Raw genomic sequence first — 24,371 nt, forward strand, 5'->3', positions numbered from 1 at the left:
CAAAAGTCCATAGGTTTAAGGGAGCTAAACGGGTACCTTGTCGTTTAGCAAGCACTTCCCACAACCTCGGTGGATAGCACCGCTCTAAAATCTCAAACAAATGGTCATTAGGAACGAAGTAACTTTTATATATCTCTCAGTGAGGTCGATACCTGAGCAGGTTGCTAACCGCATGATATGTAAAAGTGGGATTGTGAAAGAAGCTAAAGCCCTCGCGTAATAGGAGGGATACGCAGACGTTCACACATTGATTTGGAAGATAGAGTTGTGATTCAGAGTTCAAATGTCTAATACAGAGTCAATCAAGACAACTGTGGAATGGGAGATAACCGACTGGCGAAAGCTAGAGCGGACAGTCTTCAAGCTCCAAAAGCGAATCTATCAAGCCTCTCAACGTGGAGAGAATCGAACAGTCCGCAGGCTGCAAAAAACGTTGATGAAGTCGAAGTCGGCTAGAATGCTAGCCGTGCGAAGGGTGACTCAGGAAAATCAGGGCAAGAAAACGGCAGGCGTAGACGGGGTAAGTAGTCTAACCCCCAAGCAACGTATGGCACTTGCAAACCAACTGAGGCAATTAAATTACTCCTACAAAGCAAAACCAGTCCGAAGAGTTTGGATTGACAAACCTGGAAGGACAGAAAAACGCCCATTAGGAATCCCTACAATGCACGATAGGGCATCCCAAGCCTTAGTAAAAGCTGCTCTAGAGCCAGAATGGGAAGCTAAGTTTGAACCTAATAGCTACGGCTTCCGACCAGGGCGCTCATGTCATGATGCGATAGAAGCAATATATGCCAGCATCAACAAAAAACCAAAATGGGTACTTGATGCTGATATAGCTAAATGCTTCGACCGAATCAACCACGAGGCACTGCTGAAAAAACTGAATACATCCCCCACCATAAGACGCCTAATCAAGTGCTGGTTGAAAGCGGGGGTGATTGACTGGAGCGGATACGCTAACCGCAAGCAAAAGAAAGTAACCAGCCAAACACTTGAGGGAACACCACAAGGAGGCGTGATATCGCCACTACTGGCAAATATTGCCCTACACGGGTTAGAGAAGAGGCTACTCCAATACATAGAAACCATCACTCTCAGATATCCCAATGGTAAAACAATGGGTAAAAAGGATAAAAGGTCATCCCTTGGAGTAGTCAGATATGCCGATGATTTTGTGGTTTTACATGAAGATATAGCAATCGTCCAAAAGTGTCAGCAGATTACAGTAGACTGGCTAAAAGACATGAGTTTGGAATTAAAACCCGAAAAGACGCCAATCACACATACCCTGAACACAACAACAGGGTTTAATTTCCTTGGGTTTAATATCAGACAATTCGAGGTAGGAAGAAATGCGTCAAAGCGCGGTTATAAAACCATCATCACCCCATCCAAAGAGGCGCTAAAGTTGCAGACATCAAAAATAGGCATCATCATAGAAGGACATAAGAATGCTCCCAAAGCAGCCTTAATATCTAGACTAAACCCGGTCATAAGGGGGTGGTGTAACTATTACAGAGGACAGTCAAGCAAAGATACATTCCAAAAAGCTGACTTCATCACTTACAAGCAACTCAGAGGATGGGCTAGTTGCCGTCATAAACGTCATAGTGGTAAATCCTCAAAAGAATGGAAGTCAATAGATAACAGGAAGTGGGTATTTGCTACTCAAGAGGGTTTATTCCTCATAAATCACTCAGACACAAAGGTTGTCCGCCACACAAAAGTTGAGGGCGTTAAGAGTCCATACGACGGTGACTGGATATATTGGAGCGCCCGAAAGGGAGACTACCCTGGAGTGAAAAAGCAACTATCCGAGTTGCTAAAAATACAGGGCGGAAAATGCGAATATTGCGGATTATACTTCAGTCCTGACTCGCTTGCCGAAATTCATCACAAAGATAGCAATCACAAAAACAACAAGCGGGATAATCTGGGCTTAGTACATAAACACTGTCACGACCAACTCCACGCCAAATCTCGGCTAACCAAAGCCGATAGGGATATAAGTATTATCGAGGAATGGATTGATGACCACCCTTTTTAATCCCCTAACCCCCCAACAGAAGGGAACGAGGTTCACATGACAAGTGCCAAATCAGTGAGGAGCTGGATGAGGCGAAAGTCTCACGTCCAGTTTTGCAAGAGAGTTCGGGGAAGTGATTCCCCGTTCGACTCTAACGAATTGCAGGGTTACGAAGTCCGGCAGTATCTCTTGGCAAAATGGAATCGGCAGTGCGCTTATTGCTCGGTTGAAAATGTACCGTTTGAGATTGAACACATTCAAGCTAAGTCAAGAGGTGGTTCTGACAGAGTTTCCAATTTGACGCTTGCTTGTCACGATTGCAATCAAAAGAAAGGTAATCAGGATGTTCGGGCATTTCTAGCGACTAAACCCGACGTGCTAAACCGCATCCTCAAACAGGCAAAACTACCACTCAAAGATGCTGCAGCAGTCAACTCAACCCGATGGGGGTTGTTCAATGCACTTAAAGAGACGGGATTACCTGTCACTACTGGTACGGGCGGGCAAACTAAGTTCAATCGCAATCGATTAGGGTTGCCCAAATCGCACTGGCTTGATGCTGCGTGTGTAGCTAACTTTGACACACTCGAAGTCTTAACCTCAAAGCCGTTACTGATTACAGCAAAAGGGCATGGGACACGACAGATGTGCGGTACCAATAGGTATGGCTTTCCTACTCGGCACAAATCCAGAGTGCAAATCCACAAAGGGTTTCAGACTGGCGATATTGTCAGTGCAACCGTTACCGCAGGGAAGAAAATCGGCTGCTATGTAGGGCGGGTTCTCTGCGGTGCTTCAGGTAGTTTTGATATCGCAACCAAGTCTGAAAGAGTCGCAGGTATTGGTTATAAATATTGCAGTCCAATTCACAAAAAAGATGGCTATAGCTACGCATTTTGAAGAAAGTAACTTCAAGGCGACTGAAGTCGCTACCGCTTTCCTACCCAAGTCGGTCGCCAGGGGCTTCTCGCTCGTTTTTTGGTGAGAAGTTCGGCGAGCGCGTGCGTCGAGTTGCGCTCAGTCGAACGATTTTAGACTTTAGATCGACCAAAAGCATCCAGGATATAAGCCCCCGGATTCATTCCGAAAGCAGACTCAGGACCGGTGAAATAAACAACCTGTATCCGATGAAACTTGCCCCCGAATTTATCTCGCGCAAGTCAATGCTTCAATTCTAAAATCTAAAATCTAAAATCTAAAATCTAAAATCGATTGACTCTGCAGATGAGTCTGGGGGCTTGAACTAAGGTTTCAACTTTTTTGCTCTCGACAACAGGAGTCGTGGGCAAGTATCCGTCTTTAGGTGAAGTCACGATTTATGCCAAAAAAGAGCGGCTATTTGATGACTGATGATTTTGCTAACTAGCTGATTTCCTTGAGGACTCAGGTGAATGCTGTCTCGATACAAAGTTGGAAATTCGGCCGCACAATTGAAAATGGGAAGAAAATCTATGTAAGTAATTTTCTCTGTTTCTACGAGTTCGGCGAGACGCGCTCTAGCTTTGACTTCCCAGTCGCGAGGGCCTGGGCCGCCGAGTTCGCCCCGCTTGGGCGTGACGGCTAGCAAAAACTCGATGTTGGCGGATACAGCTATTTTATGGATTTGGCGAATAGCCTCTAAGTTGCAGCCTACTACATCGCCGCTTGTGGCTTCGGGTGCTGCCAATTGAGGAGTCGGCACAGCAGGTAGCAGGTAGCGGCTCAATAACTCTAGCGTAGCCGATCGGGGTTTGTGATCCGGGTAAGATCGATCGCGCCCCACAACCAGATCACAAGGAGCCGATGCAAACAAATCGTCCGTATTGAGCAGCAAAACCAAAGCCTTTGCCCCAAAAACACCGAACCGCTTGGCGTAAGCAAGTTGATTCCTCGGCCCCCAAGAATTGGCTGAGGCATTGAGAACTTCAAAATTTAAATAGTTGACTTTTGAACCTAATTGTGCATCGCTCGCCAGATGCTGTACTTGCAGTCTCAAATTCCGAGCCATAATTTCCGAGATCGTATCTGTCTGATGTGTCCACCAACCGCCGTTGGCGACAGAATCTCCCAACAGCAAGACGCGCAGAGTTTCAGGAGGGGCGATCGGGGCGATCGCTCCTGTACGCATCGAATACTCGTTAATCTCAATCCGGTTGCCCAAGCGGCGCACCTTTTGGTTGGGCGCCAACAAATAGCCGCACTCGGCATCGGCAATGTAAATCAAGGGATTGCCAAAACCCAGCAGCACCCGCAGCAGCACTTCGATTGCCGCCCCCAATCCTGCGGTGACAGCCAAAATTATGAGAACAACTTTCACCACTTAACCTCGATAGAGAAGGAAAAACCCCTGCCGACACCAAGGTATAAAAAAGAATGCAACTGCAGTCAAGCTTTCAACCCCGATTGTAGTCAGTCGATTTGAGATTAAAGATTAAAGATTAAAGCATTGACTCCACAGATGAATCTGGGACAGATCCGTGATGTCTAAAATTTTTTGCTGTCGGCGACTTTTGTCTTCTAGCTGTTTATCCGTCTTTGAGTCAGGTAAGTAGTAGGTGGCAATTGCAAAATCTAAAATCTAAAATCTAAAATCTAAAATGGCATGGCTTCGGGCTTTTACCGACCTGACCGCGCGATCGAGTCATCCGAATCGCCCCCGTGGATTTGACGTACTCCCCGGCAGACCAGCGCGGGGATTCTTAAAGGCTGCTTGAGGGTGGGCCGGGGCCACACCCTCAAGCTTTCTTCTTCTTGCTTCCGCGACTCTTAACTAGACCGTTGCCAGTCCCCGTCAGACCGTCTCCACAAGCATTTTCTTTAATAGACCTCTTGCAAAAGTCCTTTTCATAAATTTATTGGACGGGCTCTTCGGCCCATCCCACAAGAAAAAATAACTCTTGTGGGATGGACCGAAGAGCCCGTCCTAGTTATTTTTGCAAGAGGTCTAATGTCCAAGAAGCGTCCCTCCTCAGACAATCCTTGAAAAGCGGATAACTTGAGCTGCTGCTACGTCTCTATGCGTCGTGTAACCACACTCAGGGCATTGGTGGAGTCTTTCTTTAAGCTCCTTTTTACCGAAAAATTGGGTTTAAAGCCCCGTCCTTGGCTTGACGGCTTTCTCTTTAAATACTATAGCTTAAGAAGCGATGCAACGTTTTTTAAGCTATAGTAAATAGAGGAGGTGATGCAAGTGTTTAGTCTGACATACGAATACAAACTCAAACCCACATCAGCCCAAGTTGCCCGATTTGAAGACTGGCTCGAACAATGTCGGCGCGTCTACAACTATGCATTAGCCGAACGCAAAGATTGGTTTAAATCTCGTAGCTGTCAGATAAATGCTTGTTCTCTCCAGTCCGAATACATCATTCCAGCAGAAACCAAACGCCCTACTTATGCCAGTCAATGCAAGACATTAACAGCCTATAGGAAAACTTCTGGCAACCTACAGCGAGTGCAATCTCAAGTTCTACAACAGACGCTTCGTCGGTTAGAACAAGCATTCGTCAGTATGTGGGAGCAAGGACATGGTTTCCCTCGATTCAAGAAGAGTGGAACCATGCGCTCTTTCGTTTTTCCTCAAGTTGGGATAGATGCCGTAAGAGATGGCGCTATCAAGCTACCTGTAATTGGCTGGCTCAAGTTGCGCCAATCGCGTTCTATTCCTGATAGCGCCAAGCTAAAACAGGTTCGGATAGTCAGACGTGCTAGCGGATGGTTTGCCATGTTGACATTGCAGTGGGATGTATCCGTTCCAGATGTCATGCCACATGGCGAAGCGCTTGGAGTAGACGTTGGAATCAGTCACTTTGCTGCGGTTTCTAACGGTAAGTTGTTCCCCAATCCCAGACCTTTCAATTCGCTCGAACGCAAGCTTAGATTACTGCAACAGAGAGTACCCTTGAAAAGTTAAGGGGTCGAATAACCGCAAGAAAGCGCAAGTTAAAGTCAGCAAACTGCACGAACGAATTGCAAATACTCGGAAAAACTACTACTGGCTCGTAGCTCACAATCTCTGCGATTGGGCGGGGATGATATTTGTGGAAGATTTGAAACTTAAAGGTCTAGTGCGAGGCTTCTTAGGGAAGCACTGCTTAGACGCTGGATGGGGACAATTTTTTCAAGTATTAGAGCAGTGCTGTCGCAAACGCGGAGTGTTCTTTCTTAATGTTGACAGCAAGAAAACCAGTCAGATATGTCCTAACTGCTTAGTCGAGACGGGCAAGAAAGCGCTATCCGAGCGTATTCATTCGTGCCAACATTGTGGCTATAGGACGGATAGAGACGTTGCAGCCGCTCAAGTAGTTCTCATTCGAGGACTTGCAGCCGTGGGACACACGGTCAAGATGCTTTCTGAGGGTAAAGCGATTGCGCTCCCGGCGATGAAAGAATCCCCGTCCTTATAGGGCGGGGAGTGTCAAGAGAGTTGATCCAGTCCTTGCGTTCCCGCAAAGCGTAGTTCCAAACCTTGCGACAAACCATTAGAACCCGCTCAATTTCTTGAGCTTGCTCTGCAGTTGGCTTCAATTTGTACTCGTAATTAAGGTTTAACATTGCTCGTTTTCCCTGGATCTACAAAATAGAGTAGGCTTTTGTAGAGTCAACGACAAGCAAAGCAATGCAAGGTAACTTGCAGGCTAAAGCCTGCCTCTAGCTTTCATCCCCGGTCTAAAGACACGGGGTTCTCAGCATATTTGCTATAGAATTCTAGAATATACCGTCAAAATCCGCCGTCAGCCGTCAGTGAACTTGGTGGTTTCAGGAAAATCCGTGGACTTAAAACAAATATTCAAAACGCCGAATCCCATAATCGGTGTCGTACATTTACAGCCTTTGCCAACTTCTCCCCGCTGGGGCGGAAACCTCAAAGCTATTATCGGAAGAGCCGAGCAAGAGGCTACAGCGCTGGCTTCTGGTGGCGCAAACGGTATCATTGTCGAGAACTTTTTCGACGCTCCTTTTGCCAAAGACAGCGTAGATCCGGCTGTGGTAAGTGCCATGACTCTGGTAGTCGAGAGGCTAACAAATCTCGTGACGCTGCCGATCGGCGTTAACGTGCTGCGAAACGACGCCCACAGCGCGATCGCCATCGCCTCCTGCACAGGAGCTCAATTCATCCGCGTCAACGTCCTCAACGGCATCATGGCTACAGACCAAGGCTTAATTGAAGGCCAAGCTCACCAGCTACTGCGCTACCGCCGGGAATTGGGCAGCGATGTCAAAATATTAGCAGACGTGTTAGTCAAGCACGGGCGACCCCTAGGCAGCCCCAACTTGACCACAGCCGTCCAAGAGACGATCGGGCGAGCTTTAGCCGACGCCGTAATCCTTTCCGGCTGGACAACTGGTAGCCCTCCCAATCTCGAAGACTTAGAACTCGCGAGTGCTGCTGCTGCAGGAATTCCAGTTTTCATCGGCAGCGGCGCCTCGTGGGAAAACATTTCCACCCTCATGCAGGCCGCTGACGGCGTAATCGTATCGAGTTCCCTGAAGCGAAACGGCCGCATCGAGCAGCCTATAGATCCGATCCGCGTCAGTCAGTTTGTAGAAGCCGCCCGCCGCAGCTTGTCACAGAAAGATCCCGAACAGGAAAATAGAGATGCTAATGGCTCAAGAGGGCCAACACCGGAACCGGGCAAAGTCACAAGTAAAACGTAAAATAGGAATTGTTGACTGTTGACTCTTGGCAGTAGTCAGTTGGCAGTTGGCAGTAGTCAGTAGTCATCAGTTATCAGTCATCAGTCATTAGTTAACAATTAACAGTCATTAGTCAACAGTCAACAGTCAACAGTCAACAGTCAACAGTCAACAGTCATTAGTCAAGAGTCAACAGTCAACAATTCCCAATTCCCAAATTACCAAATCAAAAAATGATTCGCCGACGTTCAACCCCTTGGATTCATCGCTGGTCTAGGACTGTGATGGCAGCGATCGCAGCCATAGGCGTCGTAGAAACGGCCTATCTCACGATCGCTAAATTCACGAATGGCTCGGTCATTTGTCCCACCAGCGGCTGCGACAAAGTTCTCAACAGTCCCTACGCCACAGTCTTTGGCACAGTGCCTTTAAGTTTGTTAGGCTGTCTGGCTTACCTGAGCATAGCAATCCTGGCATTGGCTCCCAAAGCTGTAAATCCCGCCACCAATAAAGGACTGCACTCTCAACTCGAAAAAAACACTTGGCAAGCGCTATTTATCATCACCGCTGCGATGGTAATTTTCAGCAGCTATTTGATGTATTTGATGGCTTTTGAAATTCAGGATCTGTGCATTTACTGCGTCACTTCTGCCTTATTTGCGCTGTCGCTGTTTGTCCTGGTGCTAGTCGGGCGCGAGTGGGAAGATATCGGACAGTTGGTGTTTACAGGCATTTTGGTGGCAATGGTGAGTTCTATCGGCGCCTTGGGACTTTATAACAGCGTCAAGTCACCTCCTCCTATTGTCTCTACCCCCGGAATTGCACCCCCTGCCGTCACTACCACCTCCGGCCCGGCACAAATTGCTTTGGCCCGCCACCTCCGACAAATCGGCGCTAAAGAGTACGGCGCTTACTGGTGTCCCCACTGCCACGACCAAAAAATGCTGTTCGGCAAAGAAGCAGCCAAAATAATAGATTATTTTGAATGCGATCCCAGGGGACAAAATTCCCGCGCTGAAATTTGCCAAGCTGCTGCGGCGAATGTTAAAGGTTTCCCGACTTGGGAGATTAATGGTCAGTTTTACGCGGGGACACAATCTTTGGATAAACTCGCTGATTTATCGGGTTACACGGGTTCCCGCAACTTTCCAAACTAACAGGAAAGTTTGAGATTATAGATGACAGATTTTAGATTAATGGGCAGGAAATATCCTGGTTTTTAACCTAGTTTATAGGTGGCTCGTGCGGCGAAATTAATCTAAAATCTCGCATCTATAATCAATAAAAAAATAGTAAAAATTAGTGAGAACGAAAAAGTTTAAAACAATTTGTGGGTCTCTAGTATTTAGAGCAGCGAATAAATACTAGAACTTTTACATAAAAATGCAAGAAACCGGGTTTCTGCTTCCAGAGTGATTGTTGAAATGACATATTTTGGTTGCGAGACCCGGTTTCTGCTGTTGCATCCCGATCGCACCGAAAAACCAAAAAATTGGATATTCTAAAATCTAAAATCTAAAATCTAAAATCGACTCGCCCGCACCGAAAAACCAAAAAATTGGATATTCTAAAATCTAAAATCTAAAATCGACTGGCCCCGAAGATGTAAAACCTATAGGTAGTAGTAGTTTAGATGCTCAAAGGGCGAGGCCCAAATCCCCAAAATATGCTAAAAACTATCAAAAAATGGGTCGATCGAGAACGCCGAGTATTGATTACTGCGAGTGCCGTTGCTAGTACGGTGATTGTAATGCGCTGGTTCGGATTTTTGCAGGTGTGGGAATGGGCTGCTTTCGACCACTTTGTGCGCTGGCGGCCGGCCGAACCCATTGACTCGCGCATCGTCATTGTAGAAATTAAGGAAGCTGACTTGCAAAAATACGGCTACCCAATTTCGGATGCTGCCTTGGCCCAATTGCTGCAAAAATTGCACGCTGGCAAGCCGCGGGCGATCGGCCTCGACATTTACCGAGATTTGCCAACTCAACCGGGTAACGCCGAATTGCTCAAAACTTTTAAAACTATTCCCAACTTAATCGGCATTGAGTTGATGCCAGACGAAACTAGGTTAGGAGTTCGCCCGCCTCCGGTACTTGACAAGCTCGATCGAATCGGTTTCAACAACGTTGTTATCGATGCTGACTCAAAAGTGCGGCGAACTTTGCTCTACGCTTGGCCCGGAGACGGCAAAACTCATCAAAGTTTCGCACTCAGACTGGCTTTGCTTTACCTCAAAAGCGAAGGGATTTCCCCTCAACGAGCAAGAGTCAATCCTAAATACTTGCAGTTAGGCAAGGGGGTTTTTCGGCCTTTTCAACCGAATGACGGTGCTTACGTTCGATCGGACAGCCGTGGGTATCAAATTTTGACCAACCTGCGCGGCCCGCGAGGCAGTTTTCGCACTGCATCGATGGGCGATGTGCTTTCTGGCAAAGTACCTGCTGATTTTGTACGATCGCGCATTGTCTTGATCGGCTCAAATGCCCCCAGCCTCAAAGACTTTTACCACAATTCTTACAGTTCCGGTTGGTTTGGTCCTCCCCAGCAAATACCGGGAGTCGAGCTTCAGGCTCATTTCTTGAGCCAAATTTTGAGTGCAGCCCTCGACGGGCGCGGGGGTATCAATGTCTGGCCAGAGGCTGCGGAGTTGCTGTGGATTTTACTGTGGTCTTGGGCGGGAGCAAATGTGAGTTGGAATTTGCGATCGCTTGGTCGATCGGCTTACTGTTTATTAAGTATTTGTCTAGGTCTGAGTGCCAGTTTATACTTAGTATTTTTAGCAGGTTGGTGGCTACCGTTAATTCCTCCAATCCTCAGTGTTGTGGGTTCTGGTGCTGCTGTTGTGGGTTATCTGGCTCACTTGCAAGAAGAATTAAAACGGTCTAAAGAATTTTTACAATCGCTAATCGATACAATTCCTGACCCCATTTTTGTCAAAGATCGAAATCACCGCTGCGTAGTTTTGAATCAGGCATATTGTCGGTTTATTGGCTATCCTTTAGAAATTTTAACTTGCCGAACCGATTACGATTTATTTCCCCAAGCCGAAGCCGAGATATTTTGGCAGCAAAACGAATTAGTATTTCAAACTCACCAGCCGCGAGAAAATGAAGAATATTTTACTGACGCTCACGGAATTACGCATCTAATTGCGACTAAAAGATCCCTGCATAAAGATGCTGCCGGCAACCTATTTTTAGTCGGAGCAATTAGAGATATTACCGAGCGCCAACTTCGGCAAAATGCCCTAGAACAAAAAAATGCTGAGCTCAGCCACCAAGCTTATCACGATGCTCTTACCGGTTTGCCCAACCGCCAAATGTTCTACGAATGCTTGCATTCCTCTCTAGAAATAGCCTCCAGCAATCAGGAATTGGTAGCTTTACTGTTTTTAGATTTAGATGGATTTAAATCAATCAACGACACTCTCGGACACAATGTGGGCGATTTACTCTTAAAAACAGTTGCCAGTCGGCTCAAAAAATGCTTGCGGGGCAGCGATACCATCTCGCGGTTGGGCGGCGACGAGTTCACAGTCATTTTGCCCGCAATTCCAGGTCGCGAGGAAGCTGCCAAAGTAGCGGAAAAAATTTGCGACGCCATCATGCAGCCTTTTATTTTAGAAGAACATACAGTTTCTGTAACTACAAGTATTGGCATTGGTTTATATCCCATTGACGGTCAAGAGCCAGATATTTTAGTTAAGAATGCCGATGTTGCGATGTATCGTGCTAAGGAACGCGGGAAAAATCAATATCACTTTTATTAATTAAGATTAGTTAAAAACATAATACAACTGTAGGTAAAGTCCCCACCCCGATATTGATAACTCATTTGTAATTATTCAATTTTTTTATTTAAAATCTCAATTATTTCAGACAAAATTTGAGCAATTTTTAGACATCAAACCCTAATTGGGCCGTGAGGGAGATATTATTTCAGGCGTCCCCTGTGCAGATCACTTCAAAAAATAGCTCGCTCCTTAGACTGTAAGCCCTCTAAGCTTTTTGAAACCGTTCCAAAAAATGTCCAAAGTAGTGAAATCTAAAATCACATAATTTAAAAGCCTCTCATCTGTCATCTGTCATTAGATAGATTTAGCAAAAGATAAAACTTATGAGAGCAACTTGCCGTCTCATCTAAATGTTACAAAATATTAAAATAAATCACAACCTGAAACCAAATTCAAGTCGCCAAAAAGCCTTAATATAAAAAAAATTATGTAAACTTACGAAAGTTAATTAAAGTAAATGTAAAGATATCAGTGGAAATACGGAAATTGACAGATATAATAGGTGGTACAGACGTGGATCTATTGCGATGATTTGAATAAGGCTGTGAATACTATGCGTACTTTGATTCAGCTCACAACAACGGCAACCCTGGCGGCCTGCCTGCAAGTGAATATAGTCGGCACCGCAAATGCGGCCCGATTTGCCAGCAACTCAACTAGCAACTTAACAAAAACCCGTAGCGCGGGCCAGATCCCGACGCCATCGACCCCCAGAGTTGGGACAGTTACACCAACCTCTAGGTTTGGAAATCCCCAACAATACGAACCAGACCCGAACGGGAACCCTAAAAGTGACGGTACGGGAACGCGCTGACCCCAAATTTTCAATCTTCTATTCGCCCAGATTTGTACCAATTGCAGTAGTGAATTAATGTGTGGGCGCACCAATCCGGATCGGTGAGGGGATAGTCCACTCGGTAATGACCGCCACGGCTTTCAGTGCGAAACGCAGCACTTTTGACAATTAAATAGCCGATATCCAATAAATTCCCAACTTCTCCCCAATTTCGCAAAATTGAGCTATTCTCCGTCTCAGCAGGGGAAAAATCAATAATTTGTCCGGGCCGTAAATTATCAAGCGTTTGACTCAAAGGCAACGAAGCAAATTCTTGCCGCCAAATCTCAAGTTGGACGATCGCACTTTCCAAATCCCGCTGTCCCCGGCAAATTCCCGCACTCTGCCACACCAAATTCGGCAATTCGACGCGCAACTTTTCGATCGCCTCAATGTCCTTTTCAGAAATCGATTTTTCCAAGATTTCCCCTGCCTCGAACCGATCGGCGAATGCCTCGGGTCTTCCACCTTCTAGCTGCAAAAGTCCCATCTGCGCCCCAAAAACCAGACATTCCAGCAGCGAATTGCTCGCCAACCGATTAGCGCCGTGTACCCCCGTGCTCGCAGTTTCTCCCACCGCGTACAAACCCGGAATCGAAGTTTGGTTAAACTTGTCAGCGACAATCCCTCCCATCCAGTAATGGGCTGCGGGCGTCACCGGCACCGGTTCGGAAAAAATATCAATTCCCCAATCAGCGCACACTTGAATAATATTCGGAAACCTGTAGCGCAGTCGATCGACCGCAATCGGGCGCAAATCCAGCCAAACATGAGGTTCCCCCGTTTTTTGTAAGTGGCGGAAAATAGCGCGACTGACAACATCCCTAGGGGCGAGTTCCCCGCTGGGGTGAGAGTCAAAAGCAAAGCGATATCCCTTACTGTCAACCAAATGAGCTCCTTCTCCCCGCACCGCTTCGCTAATGAGAAACCGAGGCGCGCCCGCTGTGCTCAGCGCCGTCGGGTGAAACTGCACAAATTCTAAATCTCGCAGCAGCGCCCCGGCGCGCCACGCAATTGCCACCCCGTCCCCGGTACTTACCGACGGATTGGTCGTTTGAGCAAAAACCTGTCCGCCGCCGCCTGTCGCCAGCACCACCGCTTTGGCCTGCAGCCACTTGACTTGTGAACCGCAAATCGAGCTAATGCCCTGACAGCGCCCGGTTTCGTCTAGCCACAGACTCAAAGCAAAGGCAGGAGATACGAGTTGAATGTTTTTGCGGCTCAATACTTTTGCTGTCAGCGTACTGATAACGGCTTTGCCCGTAGTGTCGGCGGCGTGGAGAACTCGGCGGCGGGAGTGGGCGGCTTCTAGGGTGAGGGCTAAATCTGGGCCGGTGCGATCGAATGCAACGCCCATTTTCACCAGGGAGTCAATGCAAGCACCAGCTTCCTCGACTAAAAATTTCACCGCATCTAAATCGCAAAGACCGGCTCCCGCAGCCAGTGTATCCTGAACGTGCAGCGCTGCGGAATCTTCAGGGGCGATCACTGCGGCAATCCCTCCTTGAGCCCAATCGCTGGCAGAAACAGGCAGGGTATTTTTATTGATCAAGCCCACCTGCAAATGTTCTGGCAGGCAAAGTGCCGTGTACAAACCGGCCGCGCCAGCACCTATTACCAATACGTCAAATTTGTCAGTCATAAGTCTGCCGCCAGTCGATTTTAGATTTTAGATTTTAGATTTTAGATTTTAGAATTGAGTCTACAGATGAATCTGGGGACTTGAACTAATGTCAGTCAAGGGATTTTAGATTTTAGATTTTAGATTTTAGATTTTAGATGAATCAGGGGAACCCGCTGATTTCAATCTAGCGAATTTTGGTCGGCTTTTGCCGAATGGTGGTTGAAAGTAAGTCTTGATAAATTAAAGGCAGAAGTCATCAGCCTAAGAGAAAAAAAATCTTTTCTTTCGGCCGTTTGCCTTCTGCCCAATGACTTCTGCCTTCAAATGAGGCCCGCTGCTACCTAGTCGTAGAGACCGTTATTCAACCTGGTGTCTCCTTCAATAAAGACTGATTCGACATCAGTTACGGTGAATTTGTCCAAGTTAGCTTGCAGCACTTTTTTCTGAGCTTCCGTCAAACCTGAAATGTTGAGTACGTCCTCAACTTTTTCGTAAGGAGCGTTCTTAATAATTAGTCCAGCTAAAGTGGGATACAACCCTCGATATTGGCGAAAGTCCCGGACGGCGCTGTTGTTCAAATCAAGTTTTTTGCCGTATTCTGTGGCAAGCTTCTCATCGGCGCGATTGGTTCTAGCCGGAGCTTCAACAGCTAGGAGCGAGGATGATGGCAAGACGATACGGCTTAATGACGCCGCGATCGCGCTTTGGTCTCCAGCCCATGCAAAGCAGCCCAGCACTAAGCCCAATACTGCCAATAGACGACCCAATCGTTTCATGAAGTTTTGTCTCCCAATTTCATACACAGCATTTATGTAGAGACTACCATTTTGCTTATGCAGTTTTTCAGACAAATCCGCAGCAGGCAGATATCTGTTATAAAATTTACCTTTAGGTATTGACAAATCTGAGGATATATGATATAATCGGCTTTTTAAGCATCGCAGGCAAGTTTATCAAAGGCACTCCAAATTAAAAACTCGGACTGCCATTTTAAAGGGTTAATTTTTGCCCTGCACCCAATTTTCTAGCTATCGAGAACTCTTTCCTTTGCTTTTGAGAAAAGCGTTCAAGTCAGCATAAGTACCGCCGTAAGCCACGCTGGGATTCTCGTAACCCTTCAAAGAAACAGTGTGCTGCTCGAAAGCGCCCTGGGCCCCCAATTGCGTCAGGTATTTGTAGGTAGTTTGTCCCACAGCGATATCCTTGCCGAGTTGCTTGGTGCAAGATTCCAGGCGAAATGCTGCGTTTACAGTATCTCCCAAGGCGGTATAGTCCGAGCGGTCGCTGCTGCCAGAATTTCCCACCATTGCATAACCGGTATTGATGCCGGCGCCGACTCGCAAAGGAAAAGGCAGGGGGTAACGGCTGCTGAGTTCGTCTGTTGCCTTGTGCAGTTCGCTCAAAGCTTGGCAAATCCGCATCATTTCCTCGCTGCTGACATCGCTGGTTTTGTGGAACCAGACGGCCATGATGGCATCACCGATGTATTTGTCCACCCAACTGCCGTGTTCGCGAATGATCTGTCCTGCTTTGCGGAACCAATTGCCGATAACTTCCGAGAGGAGGGTTTCGTCTAGCTGCCTAGTCAAAACTGTAAAGTCTCGGATGTCCATTACCATGACGCTAATCAGGCTACGCACCGTCAAAGTCGCCGTAAAATCTTCAGAGTCTGTCTCGTGTATTGGCTCGTGTCGGTGGCCAGCGGTTGGGTTGTAGAAGTCCAATTCGGTTTGACCGAAAATAATCCGATCGCCATTTCTGAGAGTGACAGGAATACTGACCCGCCGCCCGTTGACAAAGGAACCATTGCGGCTGCCCAAGTCGATCAGGTAGAACTCTCCTGTCTCCATTTGCTGTAACATCGCGTGATTACGGGAAATCCAGCGATCTGTCAGTACAAAATTATTGTCATCGCTCCGCCCTACTGTCCAGCAATTGCTGCCGGAGAGCGGCAAGTAGCGATTGCCGCCTTCTGTGCGAAGTACCATATGTGGATTGGGTTGCACTCGTCACAACAGTCCTAGAAACGACACAAAATTAACCGATTTGAGATTTGAGACTTCAGATTTTAGATTTTTTAGTCCATCGTCGATGCACCTAGCCCCTCCAGGAGTGGTCAACCATAAATTCGATCGAGCGAGCGAAGGTATTTATGATTCCATCTACCAAAGCAGCCCGTAAAAACAGACTGTCTACCAAGATTGTACCTGATAATACTGCCTGCCCCGGAGCGAAGACAACTTTTATTTATTTTGATGGGCCAGAAAAAAGAGGGAAAATGGCTCTCTGGCTAGGCGGCTAGCCTGTACACACAAGTCCGAAATCTTTTAACACCATTCCTGAAACCCAAGTTTCGCATGAATCTCAGAAAGGAAGCTTATTTTCCTGAATTTTAAGTTATTGATTCGGCCAAACGAGAAATCAAGATTTTAGGAAACAGCGTTTCTCCAATATGGGTCAGCGAGCAACTTGTCTGTACAGGGTAGAGCTAGGCGGGGGGGTAGGGGGTGTAGCCTGGTATGCAGAGCCAGAGTTCTGTGCACTACTCCCTATGGTCTAGGCTTCCAATTTCAACCGGAACAGCCGATCGTACCGAAGACATCCTTAATAACTGATTCTCTCAGTATTTTTACTTAATAATCCGAGATTGAGCCACCGCCATCAACTCGAAATAACCCATGTGACTGTTGAGGCTGCGGAAGGGGAGTGATAAATTCACCTAAATTGACCTTTTGTTCCTGATGAACATAGTTAGGTCTAGTAAATTATGTAAGCCTATGCCACGACCAAAAGTTGGGTGTCATTGATTACCGCCTTTGCGACCAAAATAAAGACGGTAAAGCACCAGCAATGGCTACCTAATCAATGCTTAAAATCCTACAGAGCGTCGTGAGCTAGGTTCGTAATAACTTATTTATCAAGCTTTGTAATTAGAGCCATCGAAAAATTCTGCCTTCATAAGTTAGTAGAATCCCAAGTAAGGCAAACACCAAACGCTATTGCTGCTATTTTTAAAACCGAGCAAATAACTTATCAAGAATTAAATAATAAAGCCAATCAATTAGCACATTGTCTGAACAGCTTAGGGGTTAATTCAGAGACGCTTATTGGAGTATGCGTTTCAGTAATACGATTTGTTTGATAATCAAGGGCTTGATTCAATTAGGGTATGGCCCTGAATTAGATATCAAGATGAGTCTCGCTCCTGTGGATTATATAGTTCAGGCGATTCGGTATTTATCGCATCAACCCGAGTCTCTTAACAAGACATTTCATGTATTAAGCCCCCATGTATTATCGATGAACCAACTTATCTTGAATCTTAACACCCTTGGTTATGCCCTCCCTTCTATTCCTTACCCGCAGTGGCAGGCAAAACTACTCAATATGTCTCCCGATAATGCTTTAACTCCGATGGCTTCTCTCTTTGTCAAAAAAATATCTAATAGCCCAAAAACTTTTATCGAGACAACATCTTTTGTCTGTCAAAAGTTTGATGACCGCAACACTCAAGATGGACTTGTCGGTACTGATATTCTCTGTCCTCCCATTAATGATTCCGTATTAAAGGCTTATTTATCCTATTTCCATCGTCAAGGTTTTTTGTGATATAGTAAAACTAAATGATTTGTCCCACTCTTGTAGGGTAGTGATCCGTGCGTAGCCCATCGATCGGGTTAACTACAGGGGAATTACCCTACCAAAACTTACAGAATTAATTGAAAAATGCTATATAATAGTTATTTTACCTGGTTTAATTTTTGGTTATGTAGAGGATAATAATGAAGAGAAATTGGCTCGCGAACTTAAAATTGTCTGACTCTCTCCTCTCCCCAACTCGCCACAACAGAAATAGACCCCCAGAGTCGCTGACCAAACAAACACTCTTGAAGATAGCCTTGGGTATGGGGATGGTTGTTATCGCCTCCACAGCTATTAGCTATTTTCAAATAATCTCACGGATTACTGCTAATTCACTCACGCAGTTAGAGCAATACATGGAATTACGATCCAAACGCGAAAGAGCAATATTTACCTTAGCGGAAGACAACCATAAGTTGCTCAAACAAGCTTTATTAGAGCAACTAAAAGCAGAAGCAAATCGCGATCCTCAAGCTGAATTCGATGAAAACTTTGTCAGATATCCAGATGGCTCAATTCGGAATCGCCCTGAACTATTTCAAAAAGAAAAAACTGCGGGATTATTCTTAGGAAAAAATGTCATTTTTGATACTGAAATGCAGCGACGAATAGTTGCTTTCTATAAAACAATAAATGCTTATGGCCCAGCATGGCGCAATCGCTTAGCTAACACCTATACGCAAATTCCTGAGAATGGTATTATCATATATATGCACCAGTATCCCTGGGTCCTCAAAGCACCTTCTAATGAATCTTTCCGCGTCACAGATGATGAGTCATTCCAAATTACCCGCCCTATCTATAATCCAGAACGCAAAACAGTCTGGACAGGCATTTATTACGACCAAGTAGCTGTAGCTTGGATGGCATCCTGTGTGACACCATTAGATGTAGATGGCAAGCATATTGCTACAATCGGGCATGATATTTTAATAGATGATTTGCAGAAACGGACTATTAATGAAGGACTCAAAGGCACATACAACATGATTTTTCGAGCCGATGGGCGGCTAGTAGCTCACCCAGAACTTATGCAAAGTATTCAAAAAGGAAATGGACAATTCTCCATCGCCCAATCTGGAGATGCTCATCTGCGACGAATTTATGATTTAGTCACCAGTCATAAACAGGAAAATATGATTATTGACAATCCTGACTATGATGAATACTTGGGTATTACTAGAATTGATGAGCCAAATTGGTACTTAGTCACAGTTTTCCCCAAATCTCTGCTAACCCAAGAAGCCTTAGCTACTGCTCGCATGATTCTAGTGCTAGGGCTCAGTGCATTACTGATTGAAATTATTATTGTGTTCTTAATTTTACGTCGAGAAATTTCTACACCACTCAATAAATTAATGGCTGCAACGGAGAGTATTGCTGCGGGAAATCTTGATGTTCAAGTTAATGTAAACCGCCAAAATGAATTGGGTCGTTTGGGATATTTATTTAACAAAATGGCTCAGCAAGTCCGCGAATCTTTTGCCGCGCTTGCGAAAACTAATGAGGAATTGGAACTGCGAGTTGAAGATAGAACTGTAGAGCTTAAACAAGCGAAAGAAGTTGCCGATACAGCTAACCGTGCTAAGAGCGAGTTTCTGGCTAATATGAGCCACGAACTGCGGACACCTCTCAATGGTATCTTAGGATATGCCCAAATTCTCCAGCGCTCGAAACACATAGTTGAGTCAGATCAAAAAGGAATTAATATTATTAACCAATGTGGATCTCACCTACTGACTCTGATTAACGATATCCTTGATTTTTCTAAAATCGAGGCCCGAAAAATGGAAATATATCCTACAGATTTTCATTTTCCCGCTTTTCTGCAAGCAGTCGTTGAAATTTGTCGAATTAGGGCAGATCAAAAGGGAATTGATTTTATCTATACCATCGAAGGTCAACTCCCAGTTTGCATTTTTGCGGATGAAAAACGCTTGCGACAGGTATTGATTAACTTATTAGGCAATGCTATTAAGTTTACGGCTCAAGGTAGCGTGCAATTTATAATTAAATCAAAACTCTTGGAAGATGAGGTCAGGGAACGACCTTTATATCGAGTTATGTTTCAAGTGGAAGATACTGGAATTGGGATAGCGAGCGATCATGTTAAAAATATCTTTTTGCCCTTTGAGCAGTCTGGTAATATGAAGAAGCAATCAGAAGGGACTGGACTAGGATTAGCTATCAGCAAAAACATTGTTGATATGATGGGCAGTACCTTGGAAGTTGAAAGTGAATTAGGCAAAGGTAGTGTTTTCTGGTTTGAGATAGATTTACCCGAAGCTAAGGAATGGGCAAAAAATTCTAAAACTTCAGAGCAGGGCGTTATTATTGGTTTTAAGGGCGATAAGCCCAAAGTTATAGTAGTAGATGACCGTTGGGAAAACCGTTCTGTTATTGTCAATTTACTCAGCCCTATTGGATTTATACTTTATGAGGCTGAAAATGGCCAGGAAGGACTTGATAAAATTGCTGAGGTTCAACCAAATCTGGTGATTACTGATATTGTTATGCCGATTATGGATGGCTATGAAATGGTTAAAACTTTGCGAAAATTACCATCATTTGCTAATTTATCAGTGATCGTGTCTTCAGCCAGTGTATTCGAGTCCGATCTGCAAAAAAGTATAGAGATTGGAGCTAATGAATTTTTGCCCAAACCTATCGAAGCTCATAGCCTGTTAAATACGATCAAATCCCTCCTGAAATTAGAATGGATATATGAAGAGAAATTACAACCGCCAAGCACAAGAGAATTGACCAAAGAAGTGGTTGAGATTGTGCCACCTTCGCATGAGGACTTGCTAATATTGTATAATCTTAGTCGTAAGGGATTGATTAACGATTTACTACAAGAGTTGACGAGGATTGAACTGATAGACAAGCAGTTTATCCCTTTTATTCAACATCTGCGCGAATTTGCTAAAGCTTTCAAGCTAAAACAGGTGCGAACTTACATAGAGCAATACCTAAATACTCCCTAGCCCCAAAAAAGTTGTAAATTTATGTATCCCATCCCCAGTAAGTTATGTATGACTGAAAACTCAGAAAATCAATCTATTTTGATTGTAGATGATAATCCCAATAACCTAGAAGTTCTAGCCCACATATTGACCGACGTGGGTTATCAAGTTTCCGTTGCTCTTGATGGTGAAACTGCGATTGAACAAGTAGAATATCATCCGCCCGAACTAATTTTATTAGATATAATGATGCCGCCCGGTATTGATGGCTTTGAGACTTGCCGGCGATTGAAAGCCAATCCCTTAACCTGCGAAATTCCCATAATATTTTTAAGTGCTTTATCGGATTCACATAATAAAGTCAATGGATTATCTGTAGGAGCCGTAGATTATATTTCTAAGCCTTTCCAAAGTGAAGAAGTTTTAGCGAGGATTAGAATTCATTTAAAATTATATCATCTAACTAAAAAACTCGAACAACAGAAGCAACTGCTAGAAGAAAAAGTGGAATTACGCACTGTAGAATTATTAGCAGCTAAAGAAGCAGCCGAAGCAGCCAACATTGCCAAAAGCCAGTTTCTCGCTAACATGAGCCATGAGCTCCGCACCCCTCTCAATGCGATTATTGGCTATAGCGAAATGTTGCAAGAAGAAGCCGAAGATTTAGATCAAAAATTTTTTATCCCTGACCTGAAAAAAATCAACGGTGCAGGCACACATTTACTTGGACTAATTAACGACATTCTTGACTTGTCGAAAATTGAATCGGGGAAGGTTGAAATTTACTTAGAAACCGTTGATATCTCAGATTTAATTAGGGAAGTCATCACCATGATTAAGCCACTGGTGGAGAAGAATGCTAATGTATTGGTAGTTAACTGTGAACCCAATTTGGGAGATATGAAGACCGACTTAACTAAGGTACGTCAGAGCTTATTTAATCTGCTTAGTAATGCCAGCAAATTTACAAAAAAAGGCATAATTACTATTAAGGTAGAAAAAAGATATAGAAAATCTGGAATAGCCGATGGAGAAGAACAGAAATCAGCCATTCCCTATATTTTATTTAAGATAAGTGATACTGGCGTTGGCATAGCTCCAGAACGAATGGAAAAACTGTTTCAACCATTCACCCAGGCTGATCCTTCAACTACACGAGAGTATGGGGGGACTGGATTAGGATTAGCAATTACTAGAAATTTGTCTCGGATTATGGGTGGAGATACGTTGGTTGAAAGCGAGGTGGGTAAGGGTTCTACTTTTACTCTTATACTGCCTGCAGAAGTGATACTCCCAAAGTAAAACCAGTGAGCATAATTGCACTGTAAAAAACTATTTTTAGAAAAGTGCCTATTTTACATCGCCATTCTTATGACGAGCAGCGATTTTTAAGAAATCGGGCAAAACAGCAAGAAGCTGTGGCGTGTCAAAGTTTATTCCAGCAGAAACGTTTTGAATAATATTAATAATTTTTTAGCAGACCCCGAATCGGACTGATTAAGTTCTGTTGTTCTGAGATTAAGTGGTGGTAAGGAGCCGAGGGAACCACTAAGAGTAAAAATCCTCTATGCTAGAGTAAGCTGCTAAATGGCCTATATCTCGCTTTTGACCGAAAGCATCCAGGATACAAGCCCCCGGATTCATTCCGAAAGCAGACTCAGGACCCAGAAATAAAAAATCTGTATCCGATGAAACTTGCCCCCCGAATTTCTCCGTGGGGTTAATGCTTCAATTCTAAAATCTAAAATCTAAAATCTAAAATCTAAAATCGATTGACGGCTTGGTTGTGGCAATCGTTGCGACATTTATGATGATTTATCAAATTTTTAAAACGAATTTTATTTATTGTTACCGTCTTGTGATAGCTGAGAGATTGGTTATTTCTTGCCTGTCTAACTCGTTTTCCAGCTAGGAGTCAAGACCGCAAACAGGACGGCAAAAAATAACCCTGGCTTTCATTCCACCGCTAAGATGAGTACAGTTATAGCGGGGGACTTCCCGCCGAGTAAGTTAAATTGGAAGAGAATTGTATGTTGTCGAAAAGAATTTTACCTTGTCTGGATGTGAAAGCCGGTCGCGTGGTCAAAGGTGTCAATTTTGTCAATCTTCAGGATGCTGGCGATCCAGTAGAAATGGCTCAGGTTTACAATGATGCGGGTGCTGATGAGTTGGTGTTTCTGGACATTACGGCGACTCACGAAGACCGGAATATTATGATCGATGTGGTGTACCGCACGGCCGATCGAGTATTTATCCCTTTGACGGTGGGCGGCGGCATCCAATCCTTAGACACCATTAAAAGTTTGTTGAGGGCGGGCGCGGATAAGGTGAGTATTAATTCGGCGGCGGTGCGCGATCCGAGTTTAATTGACAAAGCGAGCGATCGATTTGGTAATCAGTGCATTGTAGTGGCGATCGACGCTCGCAAACGGCAAGACGCAGATAATCCTGGTTGGGACGTGTACGTGCGCGGAGGGCGAGAAAATACCGGCAAAGATGCGATCGCCTGGGCCAAAGAAGCCGAACAGCGCGGCGCCGGCGAAATTCTGGTGACAAGCATGGACTCGGACGGCACTCAAGCCGGTTACGATTTGGCATTAACCCGAAGCATTGCCGAAATTGTCGAAATTCCCGTCATTGCTTCCGGCGGCGCCGGCAACTGTCACCACATCTACGAAGCCGTGACTGAGGGCAAAGCAGAAGCTGCACTGCTGGCTTCCCTGCTGCATTACGGGCAACTCAGTGTAGGAGAAATTAAAACTTATCTAGCAAAATGTCAAGTTCCCGTGCGACAGCAGCAGCCATTAGTCATTAGTCATTAGTCATTAGTCATTAGTCATTAGTCATTAGTCAGTGGATAGTCGGGCGCATCTTAATATCTTGCAACATTTTCAACAAATCGCTCTGCGGGTTGACTCAAGCGCCCTCTCACATTGCAAACAGGCTAAATAAACCCGCCGCCACCCCACGATCAAACCAGTTACTGAGATTTATACCGCTATGTGAGGCGCATCCGAAGGCACTTATGTAGAATTTTTTTGATTCTACACAAGTGCCTTTTACATAAATTTCTTGGGGCGACCCACGCCCGTCATCTAGAAATATTCCCTGAGAAGGATTTCAACTACCAGCTTTTTCAGCTAAATATTATATGTTAGCTCAATTTGAAAAAAAGCAACGGTTGCTTTTATCAAACTTGAGTAAAAGATTGTGCAGAATTTGAGTGAGCTTCAGCCTGTTAACAATCTCAGCAATTAAAAATTGTAAAAACGGAGAAATTGTGTATGTCTTTTATCAGCTTTAACCTCCCTGCCAAGCGTTTAGTTCGCACTTTAATAGCTGTTTGTTTTTGTGCCTTGATGTTTGTGTCTAATGCTTTCCCGGCTTTTGCCATTACCAGCAGCCCCACCAAAGGTGAAGACCAACTTTTGGGTATCGAAAAAGAATCTCAAGAAGTTGTCCTGAAAAAACCGATGTCCTTGGAAGAAACTCAAGAAAAAGCCAGCAAAGGGCCCAACGAAGTTCAGGGAGACGCTGACATTGAAAAAATGAAAAATCCTTCCAATACACAAGCTACATCCTTTGAGCAACAAGTCAAAAAAGCTGTCAGCAAAGTTAAAGACTAACTCAGCGCGCAGTAGTCAGCGGACAGTTGTTAGTAGAAAAGATTAGGGACACGGCGCGGTGCGGTGTCCCTAGAATTTTTTTTGTAGAGACACCGCACCACGCCACCTCCTTTGAAAGGCCGTATCCAATCTAAATTTAGCTTTAGTTTTCAGACTTGCTCTTAGGAATGAGAATTAAATAACTTAGAATTTTGATGGTTCTTGTGGGATGGGCGTCCCGCCCGTCCAGAAAGGGCGGGC

18 protein-coding genes and 3 pseudogenes are annotated in these 24,371 nt (G+C 44.9%); 15 read left to right on the forward strand and 6 right to left on the reverse strand.

Features of this window, described 5'->3' with window-relative positions:
• Positions 1-283: 283 nt before the first annotated feature.
• Together ltrA and iscB are read left to right on the forward strand one after the other, a co-directional pair.
• Entirely contained in the window at positions 284-2,050 is a 1,767-nt protein-coding gene (gene ltrA, locus QUB35_RS22955) for a group II intron reverse transcriptase/maturase (RefSeq protein WP_333144013.1), read from the forward strand.
• 135 nt (positions 2,051-2,185) lie between these two features.
• Positions 2,186-2,929, forward strand: a pseudogene (gene iscB / locus QUB35_RS22960) (RNA-guided endonuclease IscB); the annotation flags it as partial.
• Positions 2,930-3,338: 409 nt separating this feature from the next.
• On the opposite strand, the gene QUB35_RS22965 reads toward iscB, so the two are convergent.
• Positions 3,339-4,325: a GDSL-type esterase/lipase family protein gene (locus QUB35_RS22965; RefSeq protein ID WP_333144014.1), complete on the reverse strand. Its 987-nt coding sequence runs from the start codon at positions 4,323-4,325 to the stop codon at positions 3,339-3,341.
• A 651-nt stretch (positions 4,326-4,976) separates the two neighbouring features.
• Positions 4,977-5,084 (reverse strand): annotated as a pseudogene (locus QUB35_RS22970) (zinc ribbon domain-containing protein); the annotation flags it as partial.
• A 114-nt stretch (positions 5,085-5,198) separates the two neighbouring features.
• On the opposite strand from QUB35_RS22970, the gene QUB35_RS22975 reads away from it, so the two are divergent.
• Both QUB35_RS22975 and QUB35_RS22980 read left to right on the forward strand, forming a co-directional pair.
• Positions 5,199-5,921 carry a transposase gene (locus tag QUB35_RS22975; RefSeq protein ID WP_333144015.1) on the forward strand — a complete coding sequence of 241 codons (723 nt, stop codon included), beginning with the start codon at positions 5,199-5,201 and terminating at the stop codon, positions 5,919-5,921.
• A 43-nt stretch (positions 5,922-5,964) separates the two neighbouring features.
• Complete coding sequence (locus QUB35_RS22980) at positions 5,965-6,414, forward strand: transposase (RefSeq protein WP_333144028.1); 450 nt, start codon at positions 5,965-5,967, stop codon at positions 6,412-6,414.
• Between the two features lie 16 nt (positions 6,415-6,430).
• On the opposite strand, the pseudogene QUB35_RS22985 reads toward QUB35_RS22980, so the two are convergent.
• Positions 6,431-6,562, reverse strand: a pseudogene (locus QUB35_RS22985) (helix-turn-helix domain-containing protein); the annotation flags it as partial.
• A 216-nt stretch (positions 6,563-6,778) separates the two neighbouring features.
• Here QUB35_RS22985 and btpA point away from each other — a divergent pair.
• The 4 genes from btpA to QUB35_RS23005 all read left to right on the forward strand — a co-directional run bounded on the left by btpA (position 6,779) and on the right by QUB35_RS23005 (position 12,252).
• The gene (gene btpA, locus QUB35_RS22990; protein WP_333104508.1) at positions 6,779-7,666 is read left to right on the forward strand and encodes a photosystem I biogenesis protein BtpA; all 888 of its coding nucleotides are present in this window, start codon (positions 6,779-6,781) and stop codon (positions 7,664-7,666) included.
• 212 nt (positions 7,667-7,878) lie between these two features.
• On the forward strand, positions 7,879-8,802 hold the full coding sequence (locus QUB35_RS22995) for a vitamin K epoxide reductase family protein (RefSeq protein ID WP_333144016.1): 924 nt from the start codon (positions 7,879-7,881) through the stop codon (positions 8,800-8,802).
• Between the two features lie 476 nt (positions 8,803-9,278).
• Positions 9,279-11,414: a CHASE2 domain-containing protein gene (locus QUB35_RS23000; protein ID WP_445252059.1), complete on the forward strand. Its 2,136-nt coding sequence runs from the start codon at positions 9,279-9,281 to the stop codon at positions 11,412-11,414.
• 577 nt (positions 11,415-11,991) lie between these two features.
• Positions 11,992-12,252: a hypothetical protein gene (locus QUB35_RS23005; protein WP_333144018.1), complete on the forward strand. Its 261-nt coding sequence runs from the start codon at positions 11,992-11,994 to the stop codon at positions 12,250-12,252.
• A 10-nt stretch (positions 12,253-12,262) separates the two neighbouring features.
• On the opposite strand, the gene nadB is transcribed toward QUB35_RS23005, so the two are convergent.
• From nadB to QUB35_RS23020, 3 genes are all read right to left on the reverse strand, one after another.
• On the reverse strand, positions 12,263-13,915 hold the full coding sequence (gene nadB / locus QUB35_RS23010; RefSeq protein WP_333144019.1) for an L-aspartate oxidase: 1,653 nt from the start codon (positions 13,913-13,915) through the stop codon (positions 12,263-12,265).
• A gap of 323 nt (positions 13,916-14,238) precedes the next feature.
• Positions 14,239-14,673: a photosystem II complex extrinsic protein PsbU gene (gene psbU / locus QUB35_RS23015; RefSeq protein WP_333144020.1), complete on the reverse strand. Its 435-nt coding sequence runs from the start codon at positions 14,671-14,673 to the stop codon at positions 14,239-14,241.
• A 252-nt stretch (positions 14,674-14,925) separates the two neighbouring features.
• Entirely contained in the window at positions 14,926-15,885 is a 960-nt protein-coding gene (locus QUB35_RS23020) for an adenylate/guanylate cyclase domain-containing protein (RefSeq protein WP_333144021.1), read from the reverse strand.
• 164 nt (positions 15,886-16,049) lie between these two features.
• On the opposite strand from QUB35_RS23020, the gene QUB35_RS23025 reads away from it, so the two are divergent.
• From QUB35_RS23025 to QUB35_RS23050, 7 genes are all read left to right on the forward strand, one after another.
• Positions 16,050-16,199, forward strand: coding sequence for a hypothetical protein (locus tag QUB35_RS23025; RefSeq protein ID WP_333144022.1), 150 nt, complete (start codon positions 16,050-16,052; stop codon positions 16,197-16,199).
• A gap of 636 nt (positions 16,200-16,835) precedes the next feature.
• Positions 16,836-17,039, forward strand: a complete 204-nt coding sequence (locus QUB35_RS39235; RefSeq protein WP_445252126.1) for an AMP-binding protein — start codon at positions 16,836-16,838, stop codon at positions 17,037-17,039.
• A 158-nt stretch (positions 17,040-17,197) separates the two neighbouring features.
• A complete protein-coding gene (locus QUB35_RS23030) occupies positions 17,198-17,506 on the forward strand; it encodes a hypothetical protein (RefSeq protein ID WP_333144023.1) in 309 nt (102 codons plus the stop codon).
• A gap of 278 nt (positions 17,507-17,784) precedes the next feature.
• On the forward strand, positions 17,785-20,526 hold the full coding sequence (locus QUB35_RS23035; protein WP_333144024.1) for an ATP-binding protein: 2,742 nt from the start codon (positions 17,785-17,787) through the stop codon (positions 20,524-20,526).
• A 48-nt stretch (positions 20,527-20,574) separates the two neighbouring features.
• A complete protein-coding gene (locus QUB35_RS23040) occupies positions 20,575-21,807 on the forward strand; it encodes a response regulator (RefSeq protein ID WP_333144025.1) in 1,233 nt (410 codons plus the stop codon).
• Between the two features lie 728 nt (positions 21,808-22,535).
• On the forward strand, positions 22,536-23,327 hold the full coding sequence (gene hisF / locus QUB35_RS23045; RefSeq protein WP_333144026.1) for an imidazole glycerol phosphate synthase subunit HisF: 792 nt from the start codon (positions 22,536-22,538) through the stop codon (positions 23,325-23,327).
• Between the two features lie 462 nt (positions 23,328-23,789).
• A complete protein-coding gene (locus QUB35_RS23050) occupies positions 23,790-24,131 on the forward strand; it encodes a low temperature-induced protein (RefSeq protein WP_333144027.1) in 342 nt (113 codons plus the stop codon).
• Positions 24,132-24,371: the final 240 nt, after the last annotated feature.

The sequence above is a fragment of the Microcoleus sp. B13-B6 genome (genome assembly GCF_036705405.1).
Taxonomy (GTDB): Bacteria; Cyanobacteriota; Cyanobacteriia; order Cyanobacteriales; family Microcoleaceae; genus Microcoleus.